This is a genomic window from Streptomyces rugosispiralis (genome assembly GCF_024505145.1).
Taxonomy (GTDB): Bacteria; Actinomycetota; Actinomycetes; order Streptomycetales; family Streptomycetaceae; genus Streptomyces; species Streptomyces rugosispiralis.
On the sequence record NZ_JANIAA010000032.1, the window covers coordinates 1 to 22,415 of the forward strand.

Sequence of the window (22,415 nt, forward strand, 5' to 3'; positions counted from 1 at the left end):
GGCACCGCCGACTATGTGCGGCGGATCGAGCTCGACACGCCGATCCCCCTGGAGCTGACGCTCCCGGCGGTCGCCGGAGCCGTGACCGTGGCCGTGAACGGCACGCGTGTGGCGCAGCGCGCCTGGGCGCCGTACCGCGTCACGATCCCCGCCGACACCCTGCGACCCGGGGGAAACGAACTCCGCATCCGGGTCGCGCCGTCGGCGGCCAACCGCTACTACGCCGGGACCGGGCTCCGCGCCGGGCCCGAGCCGTGCGGGCTGCTCGCCCCGCCACGGCTGCGCCGCGCGCTCACGACGCCGAACCCCGGTGCGTTCCCGGACGGCTCCGGCTCCGGCCCCCGCTCATCGTCGATCACGGAAAGGTGATCCATCGTGCTCAAGGGACTCGACCCGCTCCTGACCCCGGACCTGCTGTACGCGCTCGCGCGGATGGGACACGGAGACACCATCGCACTCGTCGACAGGAACTTCCCGGCGCACTCCGTGAACGACCGTGTGATCCGGCTGGACGGCACCGATGTCGTCTCGGCGGGCCGGGCGGTGCTCGGGCTGCTGCCGCTCGACACGTTCGTCCCCGAGCCCATCGCGAGGATGGGGGTCGTCGGCGACGCCACCGCCGAGCCGCCGGTGCAGAAGGACTTCATCGCCGCCGCGGCGGAGGCATCGGGCCGCCCCGTCGCGGTGGAGACGGTCGAGCGCCACGCGTTCTACGCCCGCGCCCGCTCCGCGTTCGCGGTGGTCATCACGGGCGAGGACAGGCCGTACGGATGCTTCCTGCTCACCAAGGGCGTGCTGCCGGAGTTCGCTCCGGAACGTTGACGCCTGCCGCCGGGGCCGGGCGTCACACCTGGGCGAGGATGCCTCCGTCGACGCGGAACTGGGCTCCGGTGAGCCAGCGCGCCCGCTCCGAGACCAGGAACGCGACCAACTCGGCGGCGTCCTCCGGGGTTCCGGGGCGGTTCATCGGCACGTTCAGCCGCGCCGCGAGATCGCGCTGGGCCTCCTCCAGCGAAACCCCTTGCCGGTCGGCGATCTTCTGGTGGTGCGCGATCGCCCCCGGAGTGGCGATGAAGCCGGGCAGGACGCACACCACCCGTACCCCGGCCGGGCCGATCTCGGCCGCGAGCGAGCGGCTGTAGCTGTTCAGCGCGGCCTTGGCCGCCGCGTAGGCGGCCTGGCCCGGCTGTGGCAGGAGGCCGGCGATGGACGAGACGTGCACCACGACCCCCGCGCCGCGCTCCACCATGCCCGGGACCAGTTCCTGGTCCAGCCGGATCGCGGACAGCACATTGACCTCGAGGTCCGACCGCCAGGTTTCCTGCGATCGGGTCAGCGTGTCCTCCGGGGCGCTGGCGGCGCCTGCGTTGTCGATGAGGATGTCCACCCCGCCGGCGGCCTCGCGCACCCGCTCCGCCAGCTGCCGTGCTCCGTCGGGGTCCGCGAGGTCCGCGGTGAGGAACCGCGCCGGCAGTGAACCCTCGGGCGGCGCCGTTCTGGCCGACGCGAACACGGTCGCGCCCGCCGCGGCGAGTCGCCGCACGATCGCCGCGCCGAGCCCGCGGCTCCCGCCGGTGACCAGTGCGCGCCGCCCCGTGAGCCCTTCGTCGGGAATCGGTGCGAGCACACCGCTCCCACCAGCAGGTACGTTGCTCTCCATGCCGTTCATGCGGCCAGAATACCTGACTTACCAGTAAGGCAGTTTTCATGGGAGAGCAAGCCGATCGAAGGCGCACCGACACGCGTCGACGCGTACGGGCCATCGCGCTGGAACTGTTCACCGAGCAGGGCTATGAACTGACCTCGTTGACCCAGGTCGCCAGGCAGGCGGGCGTCACCAGGCAGGCCGTGCTGCACCACTTCGCGAACAAGGAGGAACTGCTCACCAGCTCCTACGAAGAGCTGCTCCCGGCGCTCGACCTCATCATCGAGTCCGCCCGCGCCCATCCGCCGTCCGCCGCGGCCCGTATGCGGGCCGTCGAGCGGTTCGACGCCCTGGTCCGCGGCGAGCACGGTGCCTCACTGGTGTGCGCCCAGCTCAACGAGCACGCCCTGCGCGGCCTGGCCGCCGCCCGCACACTTCAGCAGCGGCTCGACGACCTGACCCGCGCGCTGGCCGCCGGCGAAGGGCCCGAGGGCGCGATGCGCGGACGGCTGGCCCTGTCCGCCGTGATCATGGCCGCGGCGCGTGGGCGCGAACTGGGCGGCCGGCAGGCGGAACGCCACAAGGCGGCGCTCGCGGTGGCCCGCTCGCTGATCGGGGCCGGGGCGGAGCCTCCCCCGCCCCCGCCCGGCTGATCGCCGTCCGGGCCATGAGCGGCCGGAAGGCGTCTTCACGCCACCGTGGCCCCTTTCCCACGGTCGGCCCGGGGCGGCCCGTCGCCCCCGGTTATCGGAACGGTCTGCGGTGGTTCAAGCGCGTACCAAGCGGGACCCGCGAGTCTCTTGGGGAACCGGTGGCCGATGAACCCCCTGTCGCGTTCCCGTGCCCGCTCCACCACTCCACCCGGACTCCGACGTGGTGACAGCCTGCTGGCGTGCTGCGAACGATGAACGGGGTGACGGCGCGTAACCTGCCGCCCAGCGCCTTCGCCCCCGTGATGGCGACCGGAATCGTGTCCCAGGGACTGGCGGCGGTGGGAGCCCCACGGCTCTCGGACGCCCTGCTGGCCGTGGCCGTGGTGCTCTACGGCGGGTTGCTGGCGGGGCTGATGTGGCGGGTGGCGCGGTATCCGCGCGAAGTGGCCGCCGACCTGCGGGATCCCGCACGGCTCTTCGGCTTCTTCACCTTCGTCGCCGGCTCCGATGTGCTCGCCGTCCGGCTGGCCGCGGGTCCCGCGCGGGCGGCCGCGGCGGCCCTGCCGGTGCTGGCCGTACCCGTGGCCGTCCTCCTGCTGGGGTGCGTGGCGTCCATGGCGCACCGGCTCGGCGCGGGCGGGATGGTGCGGCGCGCGGACGGGGTCTGGTTCCTGTGCGTAGTGGGGATCCAGTCCGCGGTCCTGGCGGTGGCCGCGCTGGCCCCCGGCCGCGCCCGGCCGGCCGAAGCGCTCGGCTGGGTGGCGGGGGTGCTGCTGTACGCGGCGGTGGCCATGGTGGTCGCGGGCCGGCTGGCGCGGTTCGGGATACGGCCCCGGGAGCTCTCACCGCCGTACTGGATCACGATGGGGGCCTGCGCGATCAGCCTGCTCGCCGGTGCCCGGCTGGTGCACCAGGGGCTCGGCACCACCCATCTCCAGACGGCGATCCGCGTCGCCCTGCTCGCCCTGTGGGGCTGGGCCACCGGCCTGCTGCCGCCACTGCTGGCCGCCGGGATCTGGCGGCATCTGCTGCACCGGGTGCCTCTGAGGTACGAGCCGGCCTGGTGGACCATCGTCTTCCCCACGGGCATGTACGCCGTGTCCACCACCGCGTTGGGCGAGGCCGAGGGGATCCACCGCCTGGTGCTCCTCGGGCATCTCGCGGTCTGGGTCGCCCTGGGTGTGTGGTCGCTGGTCGCGGCCGGGCTGGTGCGGACGCGATGGCACCGCCCGGCGACGGCGAATTCACGCCAGAAACCGGGTCAAGGGATGTGAAAGTCCGGCCGACGGACGTTCCGCACCGAACTGGTGAGCGCCCCCCGCTTGCCTATCAGGCAATGATGACACCTTGTCAAGTTCCGTTCACCGCGCCGCCTTCATCGGCACACGCGTTCACCATGGGAAAGGCAAACCGCAAGAAAAAACAGATCCAGGCGACGCTGAACGACTCAAAGGGGTCATACGGCACGGCTGATACACGAGTGATGCTGTCGCGCGACACGCAATCAGGGCCCCGGCCGACCGTTCGGCCCGGAGCCACAGCCGAAGGAGCTGGACCGTGGTGCGCCGCACAGCACGAGCGAAGGCCGGGACCACCGCCTCGGCGGTGACGGAGAGGCTGCTCGCGGCCGGGACCGCGCTCCGCCGCCTCCCGACCACCCCGGATCTGCGGGCCGTCTACCGGACCGACCAGACCGTGGAGGACTCCCCCTACCGCGAACGCTGGGCGCACGACCGGGTGGTGCGCTCCACCCACGGCGTCAACTGCACCGGATCCTGCTCCTGGAAGGTCTACGTCAAGGACGGGCTGATCACCTGGGAGACCCAGCAGACCGACTACCCCTCGGTGGGCCCGGACCGCCCCGAGTACGAACCGCGGGGCTGCCCGCGCGGCGCCTCCTTCTCCTGGTACACCTACTCCCCCACCCGGGTGCGCCACCCGCTCGCCCGCGGTGTGCTGGTCGAGCTCTACCGGGAGGCCCGGGAGCGGCTCGGGGACCCGGTGGCCGCCTGGGCCGAGATCACCGGCGACCCGGTCAAGCGGCGCCGCTACCAGTCGGCCCGCGGCAAGGGCGGGCTGGTGCGGATCGACTGGGAGGAGGCCCTGGAGATCGCGGCCGCCGCCCATGTCCACACCCTGCGCGCCCACGGCCCGGACCGGATCGCCGGCTTCTCCCCGATCCCCGCCATGTCGATGGCCTCCCACGCCGTCGGCGCCCGCTTCATGGCGCTGATCGGCGCGCCCATGATCTCGTTCTACGACTGGTACGCGGATCTGCCGATCGCCTCCCCGCAGGTCTTCGGCGACCAGACCGACGTCCCCGAGTCGGGCGACTGGTGGGACGCGGCCTATCTGATGCTGTGGGGCTCGAATGTGCCGGTCACCCGCACCCCCGACGCCCACTGGATGGCCGAGGCCCGCTACCGGGGCCAGAAGGTGGTCGTGGTCTCCCCGGACTACGCGGACGCCACCAAGTTCGCCGACGAATGGCTGCACCCCCACCCCGGCACCGACGGGGCGGTCGCCATGGCGATGGGCCACGTCATCCTCAAGGAGTGCTTCACCGAGCGCCAGGTCCCCTACTTCACCGACTACGTCCGGCGCTTCACCGACCTGCCCTTCCTGGTCGAACTGACCGAACGGGACGGGCGCCACACCCCGGGCGCCTTCCTCACCGCCGCCACCCTGGCGGACACCGAACCACGCCTGGGCGCCCACGCCGACGAGGCGGCCCGGCGCTGGATGCCGGTGCTCTACGACGCGGAGACCGACCGGCCCGTGGTCCCCCATGGCACGCTGGGCGACCGCTGGAGCAAGGGCGGTGAAGGCCGCTGGAACCTCGACCTGGAGGGCATCACCCCCCGGCTCACCCTCCACCGAACCCCCGGCGCCGAGGCCGTCGAGGTGGAGTTGCCCCGCTTCGACGAACCGGGCGCCACCGTGCGGCGCGCCGTCCCCGTACGGCGGCTCGGCGGGCGGCTGGTCACCACCGTCTTCGATCTGCTCCTGGCCCAGTACGCGGTGGGCCGTCCCGGCCTCACGGGGCAGTGGCCCACCGGCTATGACGACGCCTCGGCGCCCGCCACCCCGGCCTGGCAGGAGGCCATCACCTCGGTCCCGGCGGCGGCCGTGATCCGCGCGGCACGCGAGTTCGCGGGCACGGCGGAGCGGACCCGCGGCCGGTGCATGATCGTGATGGGCGCGGGCACCAACCACTGGTTCCACTCCGACACCATCTACCGCTCCTTCCTCACCCTGCTGCTGCTCACCGGCTGCCAGGGCGTCAACGGCGGCGGCTGGGCCCACTACGTCGGCCAGGAGAAGGTGCGCCCGTACACCGGCTGGCAGCAGTTGGCCACCGCCGCCGACTGGGCGCGGCCATCCCGGCAGATGGCGGGCACCCCGTACTGGTACCTCCACACCGACCAGTGGCGCTACGAACGGTACGGCGCCGACGCGCTCGCCTCGCCCACCGGCCAGGGGCTGTTCACCGGCCGTCACACCGCCGATCTGGTCGCCCAGTCGATGCGGCTGGGCTGGATGCCCTCCTACCCCACCTTCTCCGCCAACTCCCTGGAGCTCGGCCGCCGGGTGCGGCAGAGCGGCCGGCCGGCGCGGGAGTGGGTCGCCGAACAACTCGCTGCGGGCGAGCTGGAGTTCGCCTGCGAGGACCCCGACGCGCCGGAGAACTGGCCGCGGGTGCTCACCGTGTGGCGCGCCAACCTCATCGGCTCCTCCGCCAAGGGCAACGAGTACTTCCTGCGCCATCTGCTGGGCGCCCAGGACAACGCCACCGCGGAGGAGACCCCACCGGACCGCCGGCCGGCGGACCTCACCTGGCAGGATCAGGCGCCCCGCGGCAAGCTCGACCTGCTGCTCGCGCTGGACTTCCGGATGACCTCCACCACCCTCTTCGCCGACCTCGTGCTCCCCGCCGCCACCTGGTACGAGAAACACGACCTGTCCAGCACCGATATGCACCCGTACGTGCACGCCTTCAGCCCGGCGATCAGCCCACCCTGGCAGGCCCGCACCGACTTCGACATCTTCCACGGCCTCGCCCGCAAGCTCAGCGAACTCGCCGCCGGACGGCTGGACACCGCCCACGACCTGGTCGCCACCGCCCTGATGCACGACACCCCGGGCGAGACCGCCCAGCCCGGCGGGACCGTACCGGACTGGCGCGACGGTCACACCCCCGCCGTACCGGGCGTGAACCTGCCGAACGTCGCCCTCGTGACCCGCGACTACACCGCCGTCGCCGACCACCTCGCCGCCTTCGGCCCGCTCGCCCAGCAGGCGGGCATGCAGGTCAAGGGGGTCACCGTCACCCCGGACCAGGAAGTCGCCTGGCTGGCCGACCGCTGCTCCACCGCCACTCGCGGCGCCGCCGTCGGCCGGCCCCTCCTCGACACCGACGCCAAGATGTGCGAGGCCATCCTCGCGCTGTCCGGCACCACCAACGGGCGCCTCGCCGCCGAGGGATTCGCCCGGCTCGCCGAGCAGTGCGGCCCCGGCTCCGGCCTCACCGAACTGGGCGCCTCGGTGGCCGAACGCCGCGTGGTGTTCTCCGACACCCAGGCCCGTCCCGTCCAGGTCGGCGCCAGCTTCGAATGGTCCGGCAAGGAGGCCCCCGACCGCCGCTACGCGCCGTTCACCATCAACACCGAACACCGCAAGCCCTGGCACACCCTCACCGGCCGCCAGCACTTCTACCTCGACCACTCCTGGATGGCCGAGCTGGGCGAACAACTCCCCGTCTACCGGCCGCCGTTGGACCTCGCCGCCCTCGGTGAGGCCCCGCCCGGAGCCGACGGTGGCACCGGAGGCGGCGACACCGGCCGCTCGGTCACCGTCCGCTATGTCACCCCGCACTCCAAGTGGTCCATCCACTCGGAGTACCAGGAAAACCTCATCATGCAGACCCTGGCCCGCGGCGGCCCGGTCATCTGGCTCAGCGTCCCCGACGCCGAGGCCATCGGGGTGTCCGACAACGACTGGATCGAGGCCGTCAACGCCAACGGTGTCATGGTCGCCCGCGCCGTGGTCTCCCACCGCATGCCCACCGGCACCGTGTTCATGTACCACGTGCAGGAACGGCTGGTGAACGTGCCCAAGTCCGAGGCCACCGGCCGCCGCGGCGGCGTGCACAACGCCCTCACCAAGCTCCTCATCAAACCCACCCACCTCATCGGCGGCTACGCCCAGCTCTCCTTCGCCCCCAACTACTACGGACCCACCGGCAACCAGCGGGACGCGGTCACCGTCATCCGGCGCCGCTCCCAGAACGTGGAGTACTGACATGCCGCGCCACCGTCCGCGCAGCCCCCGGGTGATGGCCCAGGTCGCCATGGTCATGAACCTCGACAAGTGCATCGGCTGCCACACCTGCTCGGTCACCTGCAAACAGACCTGGACCAATCGCTCCGGCACCGAGTACGTCTGGTTCAACAACGTCGAGACCCGCCCCGGCCAGGGCTACCCCCGCGGCTACGAGGACCAGGACACCTGGAAGGGCGGCTGGCACCTCAAGGGCGGCAGGCTGGTGCCCCGCACCGGCGGCCGCGCCCGGCGCCTCGCCCGGCTGTTCGCCAACCCCGAACTGCCCCGGCTGGACGACTACTACCAGCCCTGGACGTACGACTACGACACCCTCACCACGGCCCCGCTCGGCGACGACGTGCCCACCGCCCCGCCCCGCTCCCTGATCGACGGCCGCCCCACCGCCGTCACCTGGGGCCCCAACTGGGACGACGACCTCGGCGGCGGCCCCGAGCACCTCGCGGGCGACCCGGTCCTGGCGAGGATGAGCGAAAAGGTCCGGCTGGAGTACGAGCAAGCCTTCATGTTCTACCTGCCGCGCATCTGCGAGCACTGCCTCAACCCCTCCTGCGTCGCCGTCTGTCCCTCCGGCGCGATGTACAAGCGGATCGAGGACGGCATCGTCCTGGTCGACCAGGACCGCTGCCGCGGCTGGCGCATGTGCGTCAGCGGCTGCCCGTACAAGAAGGTCTACTTCAACCACCGCAGTGGCAAGGCCGAGAAGTGCACCCTGTGCTATCCGCGCATCGAGGCCGGGGAGCCCACCGTGTGCTCGGAGACCTGCGTGGGACGGCTGCGCTACCTCGGTGTCGTGCTCTACGACCCCGACAAGGTCGGGGAGGCCGCCGCCACCCCCGACGAGAAGGACCTCTACGAGGCCCAGCTCGGCTGCTTCCTCGACCCCGAGGACCCCGCCGTCGCCCGCGCCGCCGCCGACTCCGGCATTCCGCACGACTGGATCGAGGCCGCCCGGCGCTCCCCGGTGCACGCGCTCATCAGCCGGTACCGGGTCGCCCTGCCGCTGCATCCCGAATACCGCACCATGCCCATGGTCTGGTACGTCCCCCCGCTGTCCCCGGTCGTCGACGCGCTCACCGCCACCGGCCACGACGGCGAGGACCCGGTCAACCTCTTCGGCGCCATCGACAGCCTCCGGATCCCCCTGGGCTATCTCGCCGAACTCTTCACCGCGGGCGACCCCGGACCGGTCGAGGCCGCCCTGTGCCGGCTGGCCGCGATGCGCAGCCATATGCGCCGGATCAACCTCGGCGAGGAACGCGACCCCGCCATCGCGGCGGCCGTCGGCCTGGACCAGGACGGCATCGAGGCGATGTACCGGCTGCTCGCCCTCGCCAAGTACGAGGAGCGGTACGTCATTCCCACCAGCTACACCGCCACACCCGGCGGCCACGCCGCCATGGACTCCTGCAGCCTCGACGGCGACGGGCTGCCCGGCATGATGCCGTACGACGACGCGGGCACCTTCCACGCGCCCCTGTCACCCGAACCCGCGGCCGCCGGATCCGGTCTCGCCGGCCGGCTCAACCTGCTGAACTGGAACGGCCGCGGCCGCCCCGCCGGGCTGTTCCCCAAGCGGAACGAGGACACCCGGTGAACGCCGCCACCCCCGCGGTCCACCAGGCCGCCGCCCTCCTCCTCGGCTACCCCGGGCCGGACTGGCCCGCCCGCCACACCCTGGTACGGGACTGCCTGACCGAACTCGCCGCCCCCGCCGCCACGCCCCTGCTGCGGTTCTGCGCAGCCGTCGACGGCGTGCCGGTGCTCGACCTGGCCTCTGCCTACGTCCGGACCTTCGACCGCAGCCGCCGCCGGACCCTGCACCTCACCTACTACACCGACGGCGACACCCGCCGCCGCGGCTCCACCCTCGCCGCCCTCAAGGCCCACTACCGCGCCCATGGATGGGCGCCCCCCGAGGACGAACTCCCCGACCACCTGCCGCTGATGCTGGAGTTCGCCGCCCGCTGCCCGGCCCCGGGCCACCGGCTGCTGCGCGACCACCGCGCCGGCCTGGAGCTGCTGCGGATGGCCCTCACCGACCACGGCGGTCCGTACGCCGACATCCTGCGCGCCGTCTGCGACACCCTGCCCGGCCCCTCACCCGCCGACCGCGCCGCGGCCCTCGCGCTCGCCCGCGGCGGACCGCCCACCGAGACCGTGGGCCTGGCCCCCTTCGCCGCGAGCGACCCCGCCGCCACCCCCCTCGCGAGAGGAAACGGTCGATGAACCACCTGCACATCGCCCTGTGGGGGGTCCTCCCCTACCTCGTCCTCACCCTCTTCGCCGCGGGCGCCGCCTGGCGCTACCACTACGACCGGTTCGGCTTCACCACCCGCTCCAGCCAGCTCCACGAACACCGGCTGCTCGCCGTCGGCGGGCCGCTCTTCCACTACGGGCTGCTCTTCGTGATCGCCGGGCATGTCGTGGGCCTGCTCATCCCCGAAACGCTCACCGAACGGCTGCGCGTCAGCGAGTCGCTGTACCACGCCAACGCCCTGCTCGTGGGCGGCACCGCGGGACTGGCCACCGTCACCGGCCTCGGCATCCTGCTGTACCGGCGGCTGCGCGTGCCCGCCGTACGCGCCGCCACCAGCCGTGGCGACCGCGCCGTGTACCCGCTGCTCGCCACCGTCCTGCTCGCCGGACTCACCGCCACCGCCACCGGCGTCGGCCACCACTCCTACGACTACCGGCGGGGCGTCTCCATCTGGTTCCGCAGCCTGTTCACCCTCGACCCGGACGTGCCCGCGATGGCCCACGCGCCTCTGGTCTACCGGATCCACGCCCTGCTGGCGATGGTCCTGTTCGCCCTCTGGCCCTTCAGCCGCCTCGTCCACGCCTTCACCGCCCCCGTCGGCTACCTCACCAGGCCGTATGTCGTCTACCGCTCCCGCACCCCGGCCCCCCGGCGGTAGCGGGGGGCCGGGGCAACCGTTCGGTCAGGACGGGTTGTCCGCGTGGGTGAGGGTCGTCCAGGCGTTGAAGTAGTTGTCCGTGCCGGACGGGCGGTGGGCCTCGGTGTACTTCTGGGTATTGGACATGCTGATGCCGAGTCGGTTGTGGAGGGCGTTGAAGCCGACCTCGGTGACCTGGTCCAGGCCCTTCTTGACCGAGCCCCCGCACAGCCAGGACGGCACGGCGGTGCCGTTCTCGTAGGCGGTGTGGAAGCCCAGGGCGTAGCGCAGCCGGTCCTGGATCTTCGGATAGAGGTCCTGGCCCTGGATGCGGCTGGTCTCCGCGATGTCGGCGATGGAGGCGATGCCCCAGCCGGTGTGCCCGAAGTCGCGGCAGGTCTCCTGGGCGAGGCCGTCGGCGAAGGTGCTCTGGCCCTGCCAGTACTTGATGATCTCGGCCTCGGTGTCGATGCTGCTGTTCGCGGGCGGCTTGGGCAGGTCGCCGTCGCCGGTCAGGTAGACGTACGCCGGGACGCGGTCGAGATAGGTGCTGACCGCCTTGTCGTAGGTGGAACGGTCGTCGAGGAAGACCGCGATGCCGATGGCCGCCTCGGTCATCACCAGTTCCCAGTTGCCGTTCTTGGTGGCGGCGCCGTTGATCACCTCGGGGAGGTAGACGTTCCGCAGCATGGTGGCGAAGCGCCCGGCGCCCGGCCAGCCGCCGTCGTAGGTGTACTTGATGATCTCGGCGGCGCGCGGCCAGGTGGCACCGGACCAGCCGGACTGGAGCGGGGCGTTGCTGTTGGTGTGATCGGTGATCGTGGCGGACCAGGCGTCCATGATCTCGATCGACTTCTTGGCGTATCTGCTGTCCCGGGTGAAGTACCAGGCGAGCGCGTCGGTGTAGGCCGCGATGGCGTCCTGGCGCTCCTCGGTGCACCCGTGGTTGGGGTTGGACGACGAGCCGCACTCCACGACGGCGCGCGGTTGGGGGGTACGCGACAGCGAGGCGTAGGAGCTGCCCATCATGTCGTCGTAGGCGGCCTTCCAGGGCTGCTGACTTGCCGTCACCTTGGAACGTGCGTAGTCGAGTTGGGCCCGGCTCACCAGCACCCCGGGGTGGGTGAAGGCGGCCGGCGCGGCCGAGGCCCGTGGGGCCGGTCCGCTGAGCTGAAGGCTCAGCAGACCGGCCAGCAGGGCGAGAACACTGAGTAACGCGGTTCTGGTTCGTGCCATCCGATGACCCCTTATGTTCATGGATGAGAACGCAGTTCCCACATACGGACAGGAATGGCCTGGACCATAAGGGCCACCCGTGAACATGTCAATGCTCGGAGCGATGCTCCGGGCACCCCGGCCCCTCCTTCAGAGGCTGCGTGCGGTGATGTCGCCACGGGAGGTGGTGGCGCGGATGTCGAGTTCGGCGGTGCCGTCGTTCTTGAGGGCGTCGCTGACCCGGCCGTAGCCGGTTTCGGCGTCCAGGGCGGCCGAGACACCGACGGCGGCACCGACCGAGATGTCGCCGGACTGGGCGCGGAGCACGACCCTGCCGCGCACCGCCTCGGCGATCCGGATGTCACCCCGCATGGCGCTGATCTCCGCGGGGCCACCCAGCCGACCCACCTCGACGTCGCCGTCGAGCGCGGTGAGGCGGACGCTCGCCGCCTCGTCGATCTTGATCTGGCGGTACCCGCCGTCGAAGACGATGTCGCCGAGGCGGCCGACACCCCGGAACTCGGCAGCGGCGGCCTTGACCTCGACGCGGGAGCCGGCGGGCAGTTGGACGGTGATCTCCACGGATCCGGAGGGGCCGATGAGCCGGTTCTTGGACTCGGGAGCGTGGATCCGCAGGACGCCGTCGGCGTAGGCCACGGCGGTCTGCTCGGCGGCCTGGACGTCGCGGCTCCTGGAGGGGTCGACGGGCCGGACCTCGACGGTGGTGTCGGCACGGTCGGCGGCGATGAACTGGACGCGTCCGGCGGGGATGGCCAGGACGGCGGAGATCGGGGCGGGGGTGTCGAACTTCTGCATCATGTTCTCCGGTGCTCGATCGTTGTTTCCGATGTCAGAAACGCTACGTTGCTTTCCAGATTCCAACAACAAGTTCGTTGCATAGAATTGACATCAGTGCAGCTCAAAGCGCGAAAACTGTTGCAATGGGCTTTGAGGTAACGCAACGAAGAGCGCTGCGTTCATTGCAATGAGCGAGAAGTGAACGCTATTGTGGGGGCCGGGACGACCACGAACGATCACCAAGGAGACCGCGATGCCGGGAGGCAGGCTCACCCAGCAGGAACGCCAGCAGATCGCGCTGGGGCTGGCCGACAGCCTCCCCTACGCCGAGATCGCCCGGCGCCTCGACCGTCCGACCTCGACGGTCACGCGCGAGGTGATGCGCAACGGCGGCCCCACCGCCTACCGCGCCGACCTTGCCCACCGCGCCACCGAACGCCGCGCCCACCGGCGCAGGCCCGCCCCCTCGCGCGGATCGGCGTCGGCCCCCCAGCCACCTGGGCGCGACGCCGAGGCCGTGGCCGCGTACGAGGAGACGCTCACCACCGTCCTCATGGCCTCGGGCCTGCCCAAGATGACGGCCCGGGTGCTGACCTGCCTGTTCACCACCGACGCGGGCAGCCTCACCGCGTCCGAACTCGCCCAGCACCTCCAGGTCAGCCCGGCGTCCATCTCCAAGGCGATCGCCTTCCTGGAGAGCCAGAGCCTCGTCCGCCGGGAACGCGACGAACGCCGCCGCGACCGCTACGTCGTCGACGACGAACTCTTCTACCAGGCGACGATCGCCAGTGCCCGATCCAACGACCAACTCGTCGAAACCGCACGCCAAGGCGTCGCCGTCCTCGGCCCCCACACTCCCGCCGCCACCCGCCTGGAGAACATCGCCCGCTTCCTCGACTTCATCAGCGAGAGCATCACCCGCGCCGCCGAACAGGCCCGCGAGGTCCTCCACACCAAACCCGGACCAACCTGAAAACGTGGTTCCGCGGCGACGCCGGATGCCGCCAGAGGACGCCGTCAGAGGCACCGTCAGAGGACGTCGTACGTCAGGTGCGTCGCGGTCGTTGTCGGGGTCACGCTCCGCTGGACCAGTGTGCGCGGCGCTCCGCCGGTGAACAGCGGCGTCCCGGCACCCAGCACGACGGGCGCGAGGTGCAGCGACAACACGTCGACCAGCCCCGCCTCGATCGCCGAGCCGACCGTGGCGCCACCGCCCATGAGGACGACGTCGAGGTCCTTGCCGCTGTCCGACGACGCCGCCTCGGCGCGCTCGCGCGCGGCGGCGACGGCGTCGGACAGGCCGGTGGTGACGAACGTCCAGTCGAGGTCGGTGAGCCGCACCGCCCTTGGCGGCGAACTGGTCACCACGACGAACGCGGGCTTGGCGACCTCGCCGGCGCCGTAGCCGACCGTGTCGTCCCAGCCGCCCGGCCCGTCGACCACGTCGAAGAGCCGGCGCCCGAGGACGACGGCGCCCGAGCGGGCGGTCCCCTCGCCCAGGACCCGGCGGTCGTCGGGGTCATCGGAGAACGCCCAGGTGTGCAGGGCCTCGCCACCGGTGCCCAGCCCACTGTCCGGGCCGGGGTCGGGGCCGGTGACGAAGCCGTCGAGGGAGACCGAGATGTCAGCGATGATTCGAGTCATGTCAGGGCAGACCCGAACCCCCACCCGAACTCATCGCTCACGCACGAAGACGGTGCGTTGACCGCTGGTCCGGAGAACGCCGACGCTACATACTTGCCAGTCAACACGCAAGTTACTTGGTAAGATATCCGCATGGTCACCACTCGCCGTACCCAGCAGGAGCGCCGCGCCCAGGCCGAGGCCGCGCTGCTCGGCGCGGCCGCCGAACTGGTCGTCGAGCACGGTGTGCGGTCGCTGACGCTGGCACGGGTCGGCGAACACGCGGGGTACAGCCGCGGGATCGTCACCCACCACTTCGGGTCCAAGCAGGCCCTGATCGAGCGACTGGCCCGCGCGACACAATCCGGCTTCGTCCCCGGGCTCGCGGACCTCCCGCCCGGACTGGACCGGCTCCTGCGACTCGTCGACGGCTACATCGGCGCCTCCGGGGGCGCCGGGACGATGAACCGGGCCTTCCTGCTGCTGTGGGCCGAAGCGGCCACCGCGTCCGAACTGGCCCCGATCTTCCGCGAGCGCGACGAGGCGTTCCGCTCCGACCTGCGCGTCGACGTCACCGCCGGGATCGCCGACGGCGACGTGCGCGCGGACGTCGATCCCGACGACGTCGCCATCGCGATCCTCGGACAGCTGCGCGGGATCGGGCTGCAATGCCTCCTCGACCCCCACACCGTCGACATCGCACGGCTGCGCCACACCGTCACCGACCACTGGCGCCGGGCATTGCGCGTCCCATGAGCGGTATCGCCGTTGGGGGCCGCTGTCCGGCCGCGCGCGTCAGGTGGTGGCCAGCAGCAGGTCTTCTCCGCTCGACGGCCGGAGGCCGTCGGTGCGGTCGGCGAAGTAGCGCTCGGCGAGCGAAGCTCCCGACACATGCCGCACGTCGCCGAAACCGGCTTCGCGGGCCAGTTCCAGCATCGCGGATGGTGAGTAGAAGCTGATGAACGGCGTTCCGGACGCCTGCGCGCCGTCCCTGCTCGCCCGGAAGCCGGGGCGATCGGCGGCGTCGAGCAGTTCGATCGGCAGCAGGAAGGTCATGGCGAGCGTCGAGCCGGGCACGAGCCCGGCGATCTGGCGCAGGGTGGCCGCGATGGCGTCTTCGGTGAGGTACATGGTGACGCCGGTGGAGACGATGACCGCGGGGCTGCTCGCGTCGAAACCGGCCGCGGCGAGTTGCTTCAGCCAGTCCTCGCTCGCCTCGAAGTCGACCGGCACCAGCTGCAGCCAGTCGGGGACGCCGTAGCCGAGTTCGTGCAGGCGATGGCGTTTCCATGCCTGCGGTCCCGGCTGGTCGACCTCGAAGACCCGCACCCGGGCGGCGGTCTCCGGCCTGCGCTGGGCGAAGGTGTCCAGACCGGCTCCCAGGATGACGTACTGGGTGACGCCGTGGCCGGCCCGCTCGACGATCAGGTCCTCGATGAAACGGGCGCGGGCCACCATGGCCGCCCGGAACCCTCTGGTGGTGTCCGGGTCCATGTCGGGGCGGCGGCGCCAGTCGGCGTCCGGGGCCGCCAGCCGCAGGCCGATCTCGTCCTCGAACACATGCGGCGGTGTGTCGACCTGGACATGCATCGCCCGCCAGAGGGCGGTCCGCACCGCGGTACTGTCCGGCGCCCCGGTCCGCTCGTCCGCCACGGCGTTCCCCTTTCCTCTTTCCTCGCGGTCAGTTCGTGCCGGGAGCCTGGAGGCTCCACAGCCGCCCGTCGGGGTCCCGGACGGTCGTCTCCCTGGTCCCGTAATGGGTGTCCTCGAACGGCGTGACCACCTCGACGGCGGGGTCGGGACGGAACCCGTCCGCGTCCGCCACCTTCAGCACGATCCGCGTCTGGGGCTCCTGGTCCTCGGGGACCTCGGCGATGAAGACGTACGGCCCGTCACCGTTGCGGAGCTGACCGGAGTCGTGGTCGGTCGCGAACTCCAGCTCGTACCCGAGCGCCTGGAAGAACCTCGCCGACTTGCCCCAGTTGTGGGTCGTCAGGAACACGGCCTCGATTCCTTCGGTCGCCATGTCAGCCCTCCTTCTCGATCGATTGCTGTTCGTGCCCATGGGCGTCGTCGAGGTAGGCGCGCAGCGCGTCGGCGACCAGCGCCGACAACGACATGCCCGACTCGATGGAGTGGTACTTGACCTGCTTGATCAGCTCGATCGGCAGGTACACGTTGAACTGCTTGACTTCCCTGTCACCCACGAGTCCGATGCTAGCATCCTAGCAAGCTAGATGACGAGGGGCCCTACTCCATCCCCCGCTTCCCCGGCGCCCAGAACGGCTTGGTGAGCACCGCGCGCCGGTCCCAGCCCGCCTCCCGGACGAGCACCTGCCGCACCCGCTGCACGGTCCGGGCCTCCCCGGCGACGTAGGCGATCCCGCCCGGCTCGGGGGCGAGGCGGCGCACCGCGTCCGGGAGTGAAGTGCCGCCCCTGGTCAGCCAGTCGAGGCGGTCCGAGTGGGTCAGCGGCAGCCGGTCCGCGGCCGTCTCCGTCTCCACGCAGCCGGAGACGCGCGCCCCGGGCGGCAGGGCGGCCAGCATCGCCCCGAAGGCGACGGACGCCGTCTCCTCCCCGACGAAGACGTGGTGCGCGGCCTCGGGCCGCAGCGTGAACGACCCCTCGGGCCTGCCGAGCCGGACCCGCGCGCCGACCTCGACACTCCCGCCCCAGCGCGCCCCCGGCCCCGCTTCCGCGTGGTCCAGCACGCACAGCTCGACGGCGCCGGAGGGGTCGTAAGCCCACACGGAGTACGTACGACGGGTCAGCCCGGAGCCGACCAGGACGCGCACCTGCTGCCCGGGGCGGACATCGAGCCCGGCGAGGGCGGCGCCCTCGATGCGCAGCCGGCGCATACGGGCCGCGATCGGCTCGGCCTCGGTGACGGTGCCGCGGAGCATCAACAGGTCCAGGACCGGGTCCAGCAGCGTGGGCATGGGAGTGCTCCTCGGGGAACTCGGGGGCGCGCGGGGAGAGTTGGACGGCCATGGCCGAACCAGAACGCGATAGTACGCGTCTCCGAGCAAATGCGATAGTGCGCGACTTGGCGGTGCGGGCTCCGGGTCCCGGGCGCGGCGCTCAATCGCGCGATGCCGAGGACCGGTTCGCGGAGCCGTTGATCACGAACTGCGAGCCGGGCTCCTTCACCACATCGCCCTGAGCCGAGTCGGTGATCCTCACGTTCGTCAGCGTGGCGTCGCCCCGCGCCCCGCCCATCGCGAGGATCCCGGACCCGTTGTTGGACTTGCCGATGGTGACGTGTCCGATCTGGACGCCGGGCATCGCGCCGCCGCCCGTCTTGAACTGGATGCCGTCGTAGGTGGAGTCATGGATGTCGGTGTCGCGGATCGTGACCCCGGGGATGTCCTGGCCCTGGGCGAACAGGGTGATCGCGCCGAACTCCTGCGCCTCGCCCCAGAACGCGCCGCCCGTGCGGTACAGGCCGTTGTTGGCGATGAGCGTCCTGCCCGAGAAGGGCAGCGGGTCGTGGTCCGTGGCCAGCATGATCCCCGGGTAGTTCATGGTGTCGGAGATCAGGTTGTTCTCGATCGTGTTGCCGTAGCCGCCGTAGACCGCGATGCCGTTGGCCCGCCAGGGCAGTTGGACGGTGTTGTTGCGGAAGTGGTTGTCGTGGCCGATGTCCGTCGAGGTGTCCTTCACGTACTTGTTGGCCCAGACGGCGAGCGCGTCGTCGCCGGTGTTGCGGAAGGAGGAGTTGTACACGGTCGAATTGCGGGTGCCGTTGGTGAAGTTGACGCCGTCGGCGTAGGTGTCGCGGATCCGTACGCCGCTGAACTCGAGGCCGTCACCGGGCCCCCACAGCGCGGGGATGTTGGAGTAGTCGCGGCCGACCCAGGCGCCGACGTTGGCGTGCTCGATCCACACATTGGTGATCTTGGTGTTCCTGCCGAAGCGGCCATTGAGCCCGACCCCGCCCTCGGCGCCGCCGTCACCGCCGCGGATGGTGCCGGAGCCGAAGATGGCGATGTCGGAGATCTTGGTGTTGTCGTCGATGTCGAAGCCGAAGTTGCCCTCGTGGGGGTGGTTGATGCCGCCCGCCTCCTGGGGCGGGATGAGCGAGTAGAGCTGGGAGTGCCACATGCCGGCACCGCGGATGGTGACGTCCCGGATGCCCACCTGGTTGTACTGGCCCTGGTTCTGCGGGTCGTCGGTCAGGATCTTCTTCTCCTGGCGCCACTGACCCGCGGGGATCCACACGCAGGGGATCGCGCCCTCCTGGTCCGCGGTGACGGCGCGCTGGATGGCGTCCGCGTCGTCGATGCCGTCGTTGGGCACGGCCCCGTAGTCGGTGATGGAGACGCACTCGGCGGGCTTGGTGGCCGGTGCCGCGACCTGCTCCAGATCGATCAGGTCGATGATGTAGAAGGACGCGTCGTCACCGGTGTCCCGCTGCAGCCGGAACTTCGTACCCGGCGGGTAGGTGTCGGTGAGCAGGGCGTGGGACTCGTCGAACAGCCGCCGGGCGTCGCCGCCGGGCCGGTTGGTCAGGCCCTCCGGGTCGTCGGTCGTGCCGTAGAGCCAGCTGTGCTTGGAGGACAGGGTGAGTTTGCGGACGAACGTGCCGTCCGCGTAGAGGCTGATGGTCGCCTCCCTGCCGCCGCCGCCCGCCGCGTCCGGGATCGAGTTGCGGACCACGATCGAGTTGGCCGACGCGGTGGAGCTGAACTCCACGTACTGACCGGTGGTGTCGAGCCGGACCGACTCGCGCCCGGAGGACTCGGTGGCGAAGTTGGTGTGCCCGAAGGTGCGCTTGGCGTCCGTCGTCAGCAGGGTGCCGTCGTACCGGCCGTCCTCCGCCTCGTACTCGAGGTACGGCACGGCGGCTCCGCGCCCGACCACGAGGGAGCGGGCGAAGGTGTTGTTGTCCTCGTTGGTCTCGGCCACGGTGCCGGTGGCGTCCGCCGTCGCGGTGAGCGTCGCTCCCCCGCTGGTGGCGGTCCAGTCGCCGGCGATCGCCACGGTGGCCGTGCCACCGGCCGGGATGGCGCCCGCCGTGCCGTTCAGCGTGGTCCCGCCGACGGTGAGCCGGGTGACCGATCCGGCGGGCACCGCGCTCGTACCCCTGTTGTGCACCGCGACGGTGAAGGTGACCTTGGCACCGACGGCCGGGCCGGCGGGGTTGGTGGTGATGCCGGTGACCTCCAGGTCCGGTCCTGGGGCCTGGCCGACGACCAGCTTCGAGGCGGCGTTGCGGCTGTTGTTGGTGTTGTCGAGCTCGGGGACCGTGTCGGCCGGGTCGACGACGGCGGAGACGGTGTAGCTGCCCATGGGCCGCTTACCGACCTTGACCGGCACCTTCAGCGACGCGCCCGGTGCGAGCACGCCGACGGCGCCGCTGCCGGCGACCGCGCCCTCGAGGCTGACGTTCACCGTGGTCGCGGGCGCGGCGGCCGTCCCGGCGTTGCGGACCGTCGCCTCGACGGTGACCGCGTCCGCCTCGGAGGGCGACTCGGGCGACCAGGTGAGTTCGGTGACGGTCAGATCGGGGGCGGGTGCGGCCGTGCCGACGACCTCGAACTCGGCGACCTGTCCGCCGCCGGCCCCCGTGTTGCCGAAGAACCGCAGGCGTACGTCCGCGTACCGGCCCGTGACCGGGATGGTCACCGTGTTCTTGTTCTGTGACGGGCTGAAGGTGTAGTCGGCCCGGTCCTTCAGCGAGGTGAAATCGGACTCCCCGGCCGCCCGTCCCAGCACCTGAACGCTCTGCGAGCGGGTGGACCAGACGGGATCGGGGTTCAGCTTGACGACGACGCCGGTCAGATCCGCGTCGGCGCCGAGCCTCGCGGTCAGCGTCGAGGACTGACCGCTCGCCTCCCAGTAGGTGGCGGTGCTGCCGTCGTTGGCGTTGCTCGCGATGTAGTCCTGGGTGGTCGACGACGCCTCGATCGGCTTGCGCAGGGCCAGGTTGGTGCCCGCGGGCGGGTTCCCGGGCGGCTCCCCGGCGGCCTCCCCGCGCACCTCCACCTCGGCGAGCTGGGCGGCGTTCCAGCCCGTGTTGCCGGTCACCTGTACGCGCACATACCGCGCCTCGGCCGTGACGTCGAACGCCACGGTGTTGCCGGACGATGGCGAGAAGTCCTTGCGCACGTCCGGAACCACGGTGGTGAAGTCCTGGCCGTCGGCGGCGGCCTGGATCCTCACGGCCTCGGTGCGGGACTCCCACGACGCGGGGAGCTTCAGTACCACCTCGTCGATGTCCGCCTTGCCGCCGAGGTCGACCTGCACCCACTGTGGGAACGAGCCCGCGGGACCCTCCCAGTAGGAGGCCTGGCTGCCGTCGGTGACGTTGCTCGCCGGGTAGGAGCCGTGTGCCCCACTGGCTGTCACCGGCCTGCCCAGCGCCAGATTCGCTCCCTCCGCGACCTGGGCTCCCGCCGCGGCGTGGGCTGTCACGGGCAGCGGCCCGACCGTGAGCAGACCCACCGTCACAAGCCCGGCGGCCAACCGCCGGCCGTGCTGACTTCTTCTCATGAGGCCCTCTCGATCCCTCGCCCTGAACCTGGAGCCGAGCCCGCCGCAGTGCAAGAGTTGAGTGATTCAGTCAATCTTTTGCGGCGATACTTTGTCAGATTTCTACCGCTCATCGACTTTGTCAACGACCGGGCGGGTACGGATCGTTCGGGAACGCAGCGGCCGACGGCCGTACGGGACGGTCAGGGAAGTACGACCAGTTCACGGCTGGTGCGGTTGAGCCGTTCACCTCCGTCGTCGGTGCAGATGACGATGTCCTCGATGCGGGCTCCGAACCGGTCGGGAAGATAGATGCCCGGCTCTACGGAGAAGGCCATACCAGGCTCCAGCGGCAGGGCGGAGCCCGCCACGATGTAGGGCTCCTCGTGCGTCTCCAGCCCGATGCCGTGACCGGTGCGGTGGATGAAGTGCGGCCCGAAGCCGGCGTCCGTGATGACGTCCCGGCCGATCGCGTCCAGTTGCTCGGCGGTGATGCCGGGCCGCACCGCGTCGGTCTGGGCGCGCTGGGCGGTCAACAGCACCTCGTACAGCCGCAGGTACTCCGTCGGGGGCTCGCCGACGACGTAGTCGCGGGTGGAGTCGGAGCAGTAGCCGTCTTCGGTGGTCCCCCCGATGTCGACCACCACGGGGTCACCGGGCTGGATCACCCGGTCCGACAGCTCATGGTGGGGACTGGCGCCGTGGGGTCCGGAGCCGACGATGACGAAGTCGGTCCGCACATGGCCCTCGGCCGTGATGGCCTCCGCGATGTCCCTGCCGACCTCGCGTTCGGTGCGTCCGGCGCGCAGCCACTCGCCCATGCGGGCGTGCACCCGGTCGATGGCGGCCCCCGCCCTGCGCAGCGCCTCCGCCTCGGCCTCGGTCTTGCGGATCCGCAGCCGGCCGAGCACCTCTCCGGCGAGCGCCTGGCCGGCGTCGGGCAGCGCGGCCCGGAAGGCGACCACCTTCTCGGCCCACATGTGGTTGTCGACGCCGACCCGCGCCATACCGGCGGGCAGCCTGGCCGCGACGAGGGCATACGGGTCCTCGGTCTCGGCCCATCCGGCGATCTCGATGCCGAGGTTCCCGGCCGGGGACGCGAGCGCGGCGGGCCGCTCCAGCTCGGGCACCAGGAGGAAGGGGTCGCCGTCCACGGGGAGCACGAGACAGGTGAGCCGCTCCAGGGGAAGGGCGTGGTAGCCCGTCAGATAGCGCAGGTCGGCGCCGGGACTGATCAGCAGCGCGCCCAGACCCGCGTCGGCGGCGGCCTCGCGGGCGCGCTCCAGACGGTCGGCGGGGTAGAGATCGGTGGGGATCACGGGGAGTTCTCCATCCTGGTGTCGAGCCGGGCCGAGCCGAGGCGGCAGGCCGGACCATCCTCCACCGGCCGGGGCCCCGCACGGCCTCAGCCTCCACAGAGTGCGGCTCAGCGGCAACCCGACAAGGGCACGGGTCCCGCTTCCCGCAGGATGTCTTCCACTCGACGACGCCGAGCTCGCGCGGCACGCGGGCAAACGGTCCATTCGAACTCGGCCACTGCCAGCCGTCTCGCCACCGGCGCCCGGAACCGGATACGGCCTCGGGTGTATTTACGTCGGTGGGGGCGACAGGCGTCCCTGAATTATCGCCGGCCGCTCACGGCCAATGACTCGATCACCGTTCCGCAACCGCGCAATTTCGTCGCGGGGAGACGGGGTGACACGTTGCCGAAAGTCGGCTCGGCGGATGCCGGCCAGCCTCGCTCCCCACATCCAAGCCGTTGACCAGCG

General features: G+C 71.3%; 19 protein-coding genes and 1 pseudogene. 10 read left to right on the forward strand and 10 right to left on the reverse strand.

Annotation, left to right across the window (positions count from 1 at the left end):
- Positions 1–369 (forward strand): annotated as a pseudogene (locus tag NP777_RS33820) (hypothetical protein); the annotation flags it as partial.
- Between the two features lie 6 nt (positions 370–375).
- Complete coding sequence (locus NP777_RS33825; RefSeq protein ID WP_256653995.1) at positions 376–822, forward strand: RbsD/FucU family protein; 447 nt, start codon at positions 376–378, stop codon at positions 820–822.
- Between the two features lie 22 nt (positions 823–844).
- Here NP777_RS33825 and NP777_RS33830 read toward each other — a convergent pair whose 3' ends face one another.
- Complete coding sequence (locus NP777_RS33830) at positions 845–1,669, reverse strand: oxidoreductase (protein WP_256653996.1); 825 nt, start codon at positions 1,667–1,669, stop codon at positions 845–847.
- Between the two features lie 38 nt (positions 1,670–1,707).
- On the opposite strand from NP777_RS33830, the gene NP777_RS47820 reads away from it, so the two are divergent.
- The 6 genes from NP777_RS47820 to narI all read left to right on the forward strand — a co-directional run bounded on the left by NP777_RS47820 (position 1,708) and on the right by narI (position 10,556).
- On the forward strand, positions 1,708–2,298 hold the full coding sequence (locus NP777_RS47820; RefSeq protein ID WP_305890400.1) for a TetR/AcrR family transcriptional regulator: 591 nt from the start codon (positions 1,708–1,710) through the stop codon (positions 2,296–2,298).
- A 260-nt stretch (positions 2,299–2,558) separates the two neighbouring features.
- The gene (locus tag NP777_RS33840; RefSeq protein ID WP_256653997.1) at positions 2,559–3,572 is read left to right on the forward strand and encodes a tellurite resistance/C4-dicarboxylate transporter family protein; all 1,014 of its coding nucleotides are present in this window, start codon (positions 2,559–2,561) and stop codon (positions 3,570–3,572) included.
- A gap of 283 nt (positions 3,573–3,855) precedes the next feature.
- Positions 3,856–7,599, forward strand: a complete 3,744-nt coding sequence (locus NP777_RS33845) for a nitrate reductase subunit alpha (protein WP_256653998.1) — start codon at positions 3,856–3,858, stop codon at positions 7,597–7,599.
- 1 nt (position 7,600) lies between these two features.
- Complete coding sequence (gene narH, locus NP777_RS33850; RefSeq protein ID WP_256653999.1) at positions 7,601–9,235, forward strand: nitrate reductase subunit beta; 1,635 nt, start codon at positions 7,601–7,603, stop codon at positions 9,233–9,235.
- Positions 9,232–9,867 (forward strand): nitrate reductase molybdenum cofactor assembly chaperone, encoded by a 636-nt coding sequence (gene narJ / locus NP777_RS33855; protein ID WP_256654000.1) that lies wholly within the window; start codon positions 9,232–9,234, stop codon positions 9,865–9,867. The genes narH and narJ overlap by 4 nt, the downstream gene beginning before the upstream one ends.
- Positions 9,864–10,556, forward strand: a complete 693-nt coding sequence (gene narI, locus NP777_RS33860; protein ID WP_256654001.1) for a respiratory nitrate reductase subunit gamma — start codon at positions 9,864–9,866, stop codon at positions 10,554–10,556. Before narJ ends, narI begins: the two co-directional genes overlap by 4 nt.
- A gap of 24 nt (positions 10,557–10,580) precedes the next feature.
- Here narI and NP777_RS33865 read toward each other — a convergent pair whose 3' ends face one another.
- Together NP777_RS33865 and NP777_RS33870 are read right to left on the reverse strand one after the other, a co-directional pair.
- Positions 10,581–11,771 carry an alginate lyase family protein gene (locus tag NP777_RS33865; RefSeq protein WP_256654002.1) on the reverse strand — a complete coding sequence of 397 codons (1,191 nt, stop codon included), beginning with the start codon at positions 11,769–11,771 and terminating at the stop codon, positions 10,581–10,583.
- Between the two features lie 129 nt (positions 11,772–11,900).
- Positions 11,901–12,566, reverse strand: a complete 666-nt coding sequence (locus NP777_RS33870; protein ID WP_256654085.1) for a DUF4097 family beta strand repeat-containing protein — start codon at positions 12,564–12,566, stop codon at positions 11,901–11,903.
- A 235-nt stretch (positions 12,567–12,801) separates the two neighbouring features.
- Between NP777_RS33870 and NP777_RS33875 the strand changes: the two genes are divergently transcribed.
- Positions 12,802–13,521 carry a helix-turn-helix domain-containing protein gene (locus NP777_RS33875; RefSeq protein ID WP_256654003.1) on the forward strand — a complete coding sequence of 240 codons (720 nt, stop codon included), beginning with the start codon at positions 12,802–12,804 and terminating at the stop codon, positions 13,519–13,521.
- 56 nt (positions 13,522–13,577) lie between these two features.
- On the opposite strand, the gene NP777_RS33880 is transcribed toward NP777_RS33875, so the two are convergent.
- On the reverse strand, positions 13,578–14,192 hold the full coding sequence (locus tag NP777_RS33880; RefSeq protein WP_256654004.1) for a dihydrofolate reductase family protein: 615 nt from the start codon (positions 14,190–14,192) through the stop codon (positions 13,578–13,580).
- Between the two features lie 132 nt (positions 14,193–14,324).
- Between NP777_RS33880 and NP777_RS33885 the strand changes: the two genes are divergently transcribed.
- Positions 14,325–14,927: a TetR/AcrR family transcriptional regulator gene (locus NP777_RS33885; protein ID WP_256654005.1), complete on the forward strand. Its 603-nt coding sequence runs from the start codon at positions 14,325–14,327 to the stop codon at positions 14,925–14,927.
- A gap of 39 nt (positions 14,928–14,966) precedes the next feature.
- On the opposite strand, the gene NP777_RS33890 is transcribed toward NP777_RS33885, so the two are convergent.
- The 6 genes from NP777_RS33890 to NP777_RS33915 all read right to left on the reverse strand — a co-directional run bounded on the left by NP777_RS33890 (position 14,967) and on the right by NP777_RS33915 (position 21,965).
- Positions 14,967–15,824: a class I SAM-dependent methyltransferase gene (locus NP777_RS33890; protein ID WP_256654006.1), complete on the reverse strand. Its 858-nt coding sequence runs from the start codon at positions 15,822–15,824 to the stop codon at positions 14,967–14,969.
- Between the two features lie 28 nt (positions 15,825–15,852).
- Positions 15,853–16,197 carry a VOC family protein gene (locus tag NP777_RS33895; protein WP_256654007.1) on the reverse strand — a complete coding sequence of 115 codons (345 nt, stop codon included), beginning with the start codon at positions 16,195–16,197 and terminating at the stop codon, positions 15,853–15,855.
- Between the two features lies 1 nt (position 16,198).
- The gene (locus NP777_RS33900) at positions 16,199–16,378 is read right to left on the reverse strand and encodes a ribbon-helix-helix domain-containing protein (protein WP_256654008.1); all 180 of its coding nucleotides are present in this window, start codon (positions 16,376–16,378) and stop codon (positions 16,199–16,201) included.
- A gap of 43 nt (positions 16,379–16,421) precedes the next feature.
- Positions 16,422–17,111, reverse strand: a complete 690-nt coding sequence (locus NP777_RS33905) for a siderophore-interacting protein (protein ID WP_256654009.1) — start codon at positions 17,109–17,111, stop codon at positions 16,422–16,424.
- A gap of 142 nt (positions 17,112–17,253) precedes the next feature.
- Entirely contained in the window at positions 17,254–20,667 is a 3,414-nt protein-coding gene (locus NP777_RS33910) for a CARDB domain-containing protein (RefSeq protein ID WP_256654010.1), read from the reverse strand.
- 182 nt (positions 20,668–20,849) lie between these two features.
- On the reverse strand, positions 20,850–21,965 hold the full coding sequence (locus NP777_RS33915) for a M24 family metallopeptidase (protein WP_256654011.1): 1,116 nt from the start codon (positions 21,963–21,965) through the stop codon (positions 20,850–20,852).
- Between the last annotated feature and the right edge of the window lie 450 nt (positions 21,966–22,415).

What these genes read in the sequence shown, in the direction of transcription:
- NP777_RS33870 (WP_256654085.1), bottom strand. Translation starts at nt 12,566, where the DNA reads ATGCAGAAGTTCGACACCCCCGCCCCGATCTCCGCCGTCCTGGCCATC.
- NP777_RS33910 (WP_256654010.1), bottom strand. Translation starts at nt 20,667, where the DNA reads ATGAGAAGAAGTCAGCACGGCCGGCGGTTGGCCGCCGGGCTTGTGACG.
- narI (WP_256654001.1), top strand. Translation starts at nt 9,864, where the DNA reads ATGAACCACCTGCACATCGCCCTGTGGGGGGTCCTCCCCTACCTCGTC.
- NP777_RS33885 (WP_256654005.1), top strand. Translation starts at nt 14,325, where the DNA reads ATGGTCACCACTCGCCGTACCCAGCAGGAGCGCCGCGCCCAGGCCGAG.
- NP777_RS33830 (WP_256653996.1), bottom strand. Translation starts at nt 1,669, where the DNA reads ATGAACGGCATGGAGAGCAACGTACCTGCTGGTGGGAGCGGTGTGCTC.
- NP777_RS33865 (WP_256654002.1), bottom strand. Translation starts at nt 11,771, where the DNA reads ATGGCACGAACCAGAACCGCGTTACTCAGTGTTCTCGCCCTGCTGGCC.
- NP777_RS33905 (WP_256654009.1), bottom strand. Translation starts at nt 17,111, where the DNA reads ATGCCCACGCTGCTGGACCCGGTCCTGGACCTGTTGATGCTCCGCGGC.
- NP777_RS33875 (WP_256654003.1), top strand. Translation starts at nt 12,802, where the DNA reads ATGCCGGGAGGCAGGCTCACCCAGCAGGAACGCCAGCAGATCGCGCTG.
- NP777_RS33895 (WP_256654007.1), bottom strand. Translation starts at nt 16,197, where the DNA reads ATGGCGACCGAAGGAATCGAGGCCGTGTTCCTGACGACCCACAACTGG.
- NP777_RS33880 (WP_256654004.1), bottom strand. Translation starts at nt 14,192, where the DNA reads ATGACTCGAATCATCGCTGACATCTCGGTCTCCCTCGACGGCTTCGTC.
- narH (WP_256653999.1), top strand. Translation starts at nt 7,601, where the DNA reads ATGCCGCGCCACCGTCCGCGCAGCCCCCGGGTGATGGCCCAGGTCGCC.
- NP777_RS47820 (WP_305890400.1), top strand. Translation starts at nt 1,708, where the DNA reads ATGGGAGAGCAAGCCGATCGAAGGCGCACCGACACGCGTCGACGCGTA.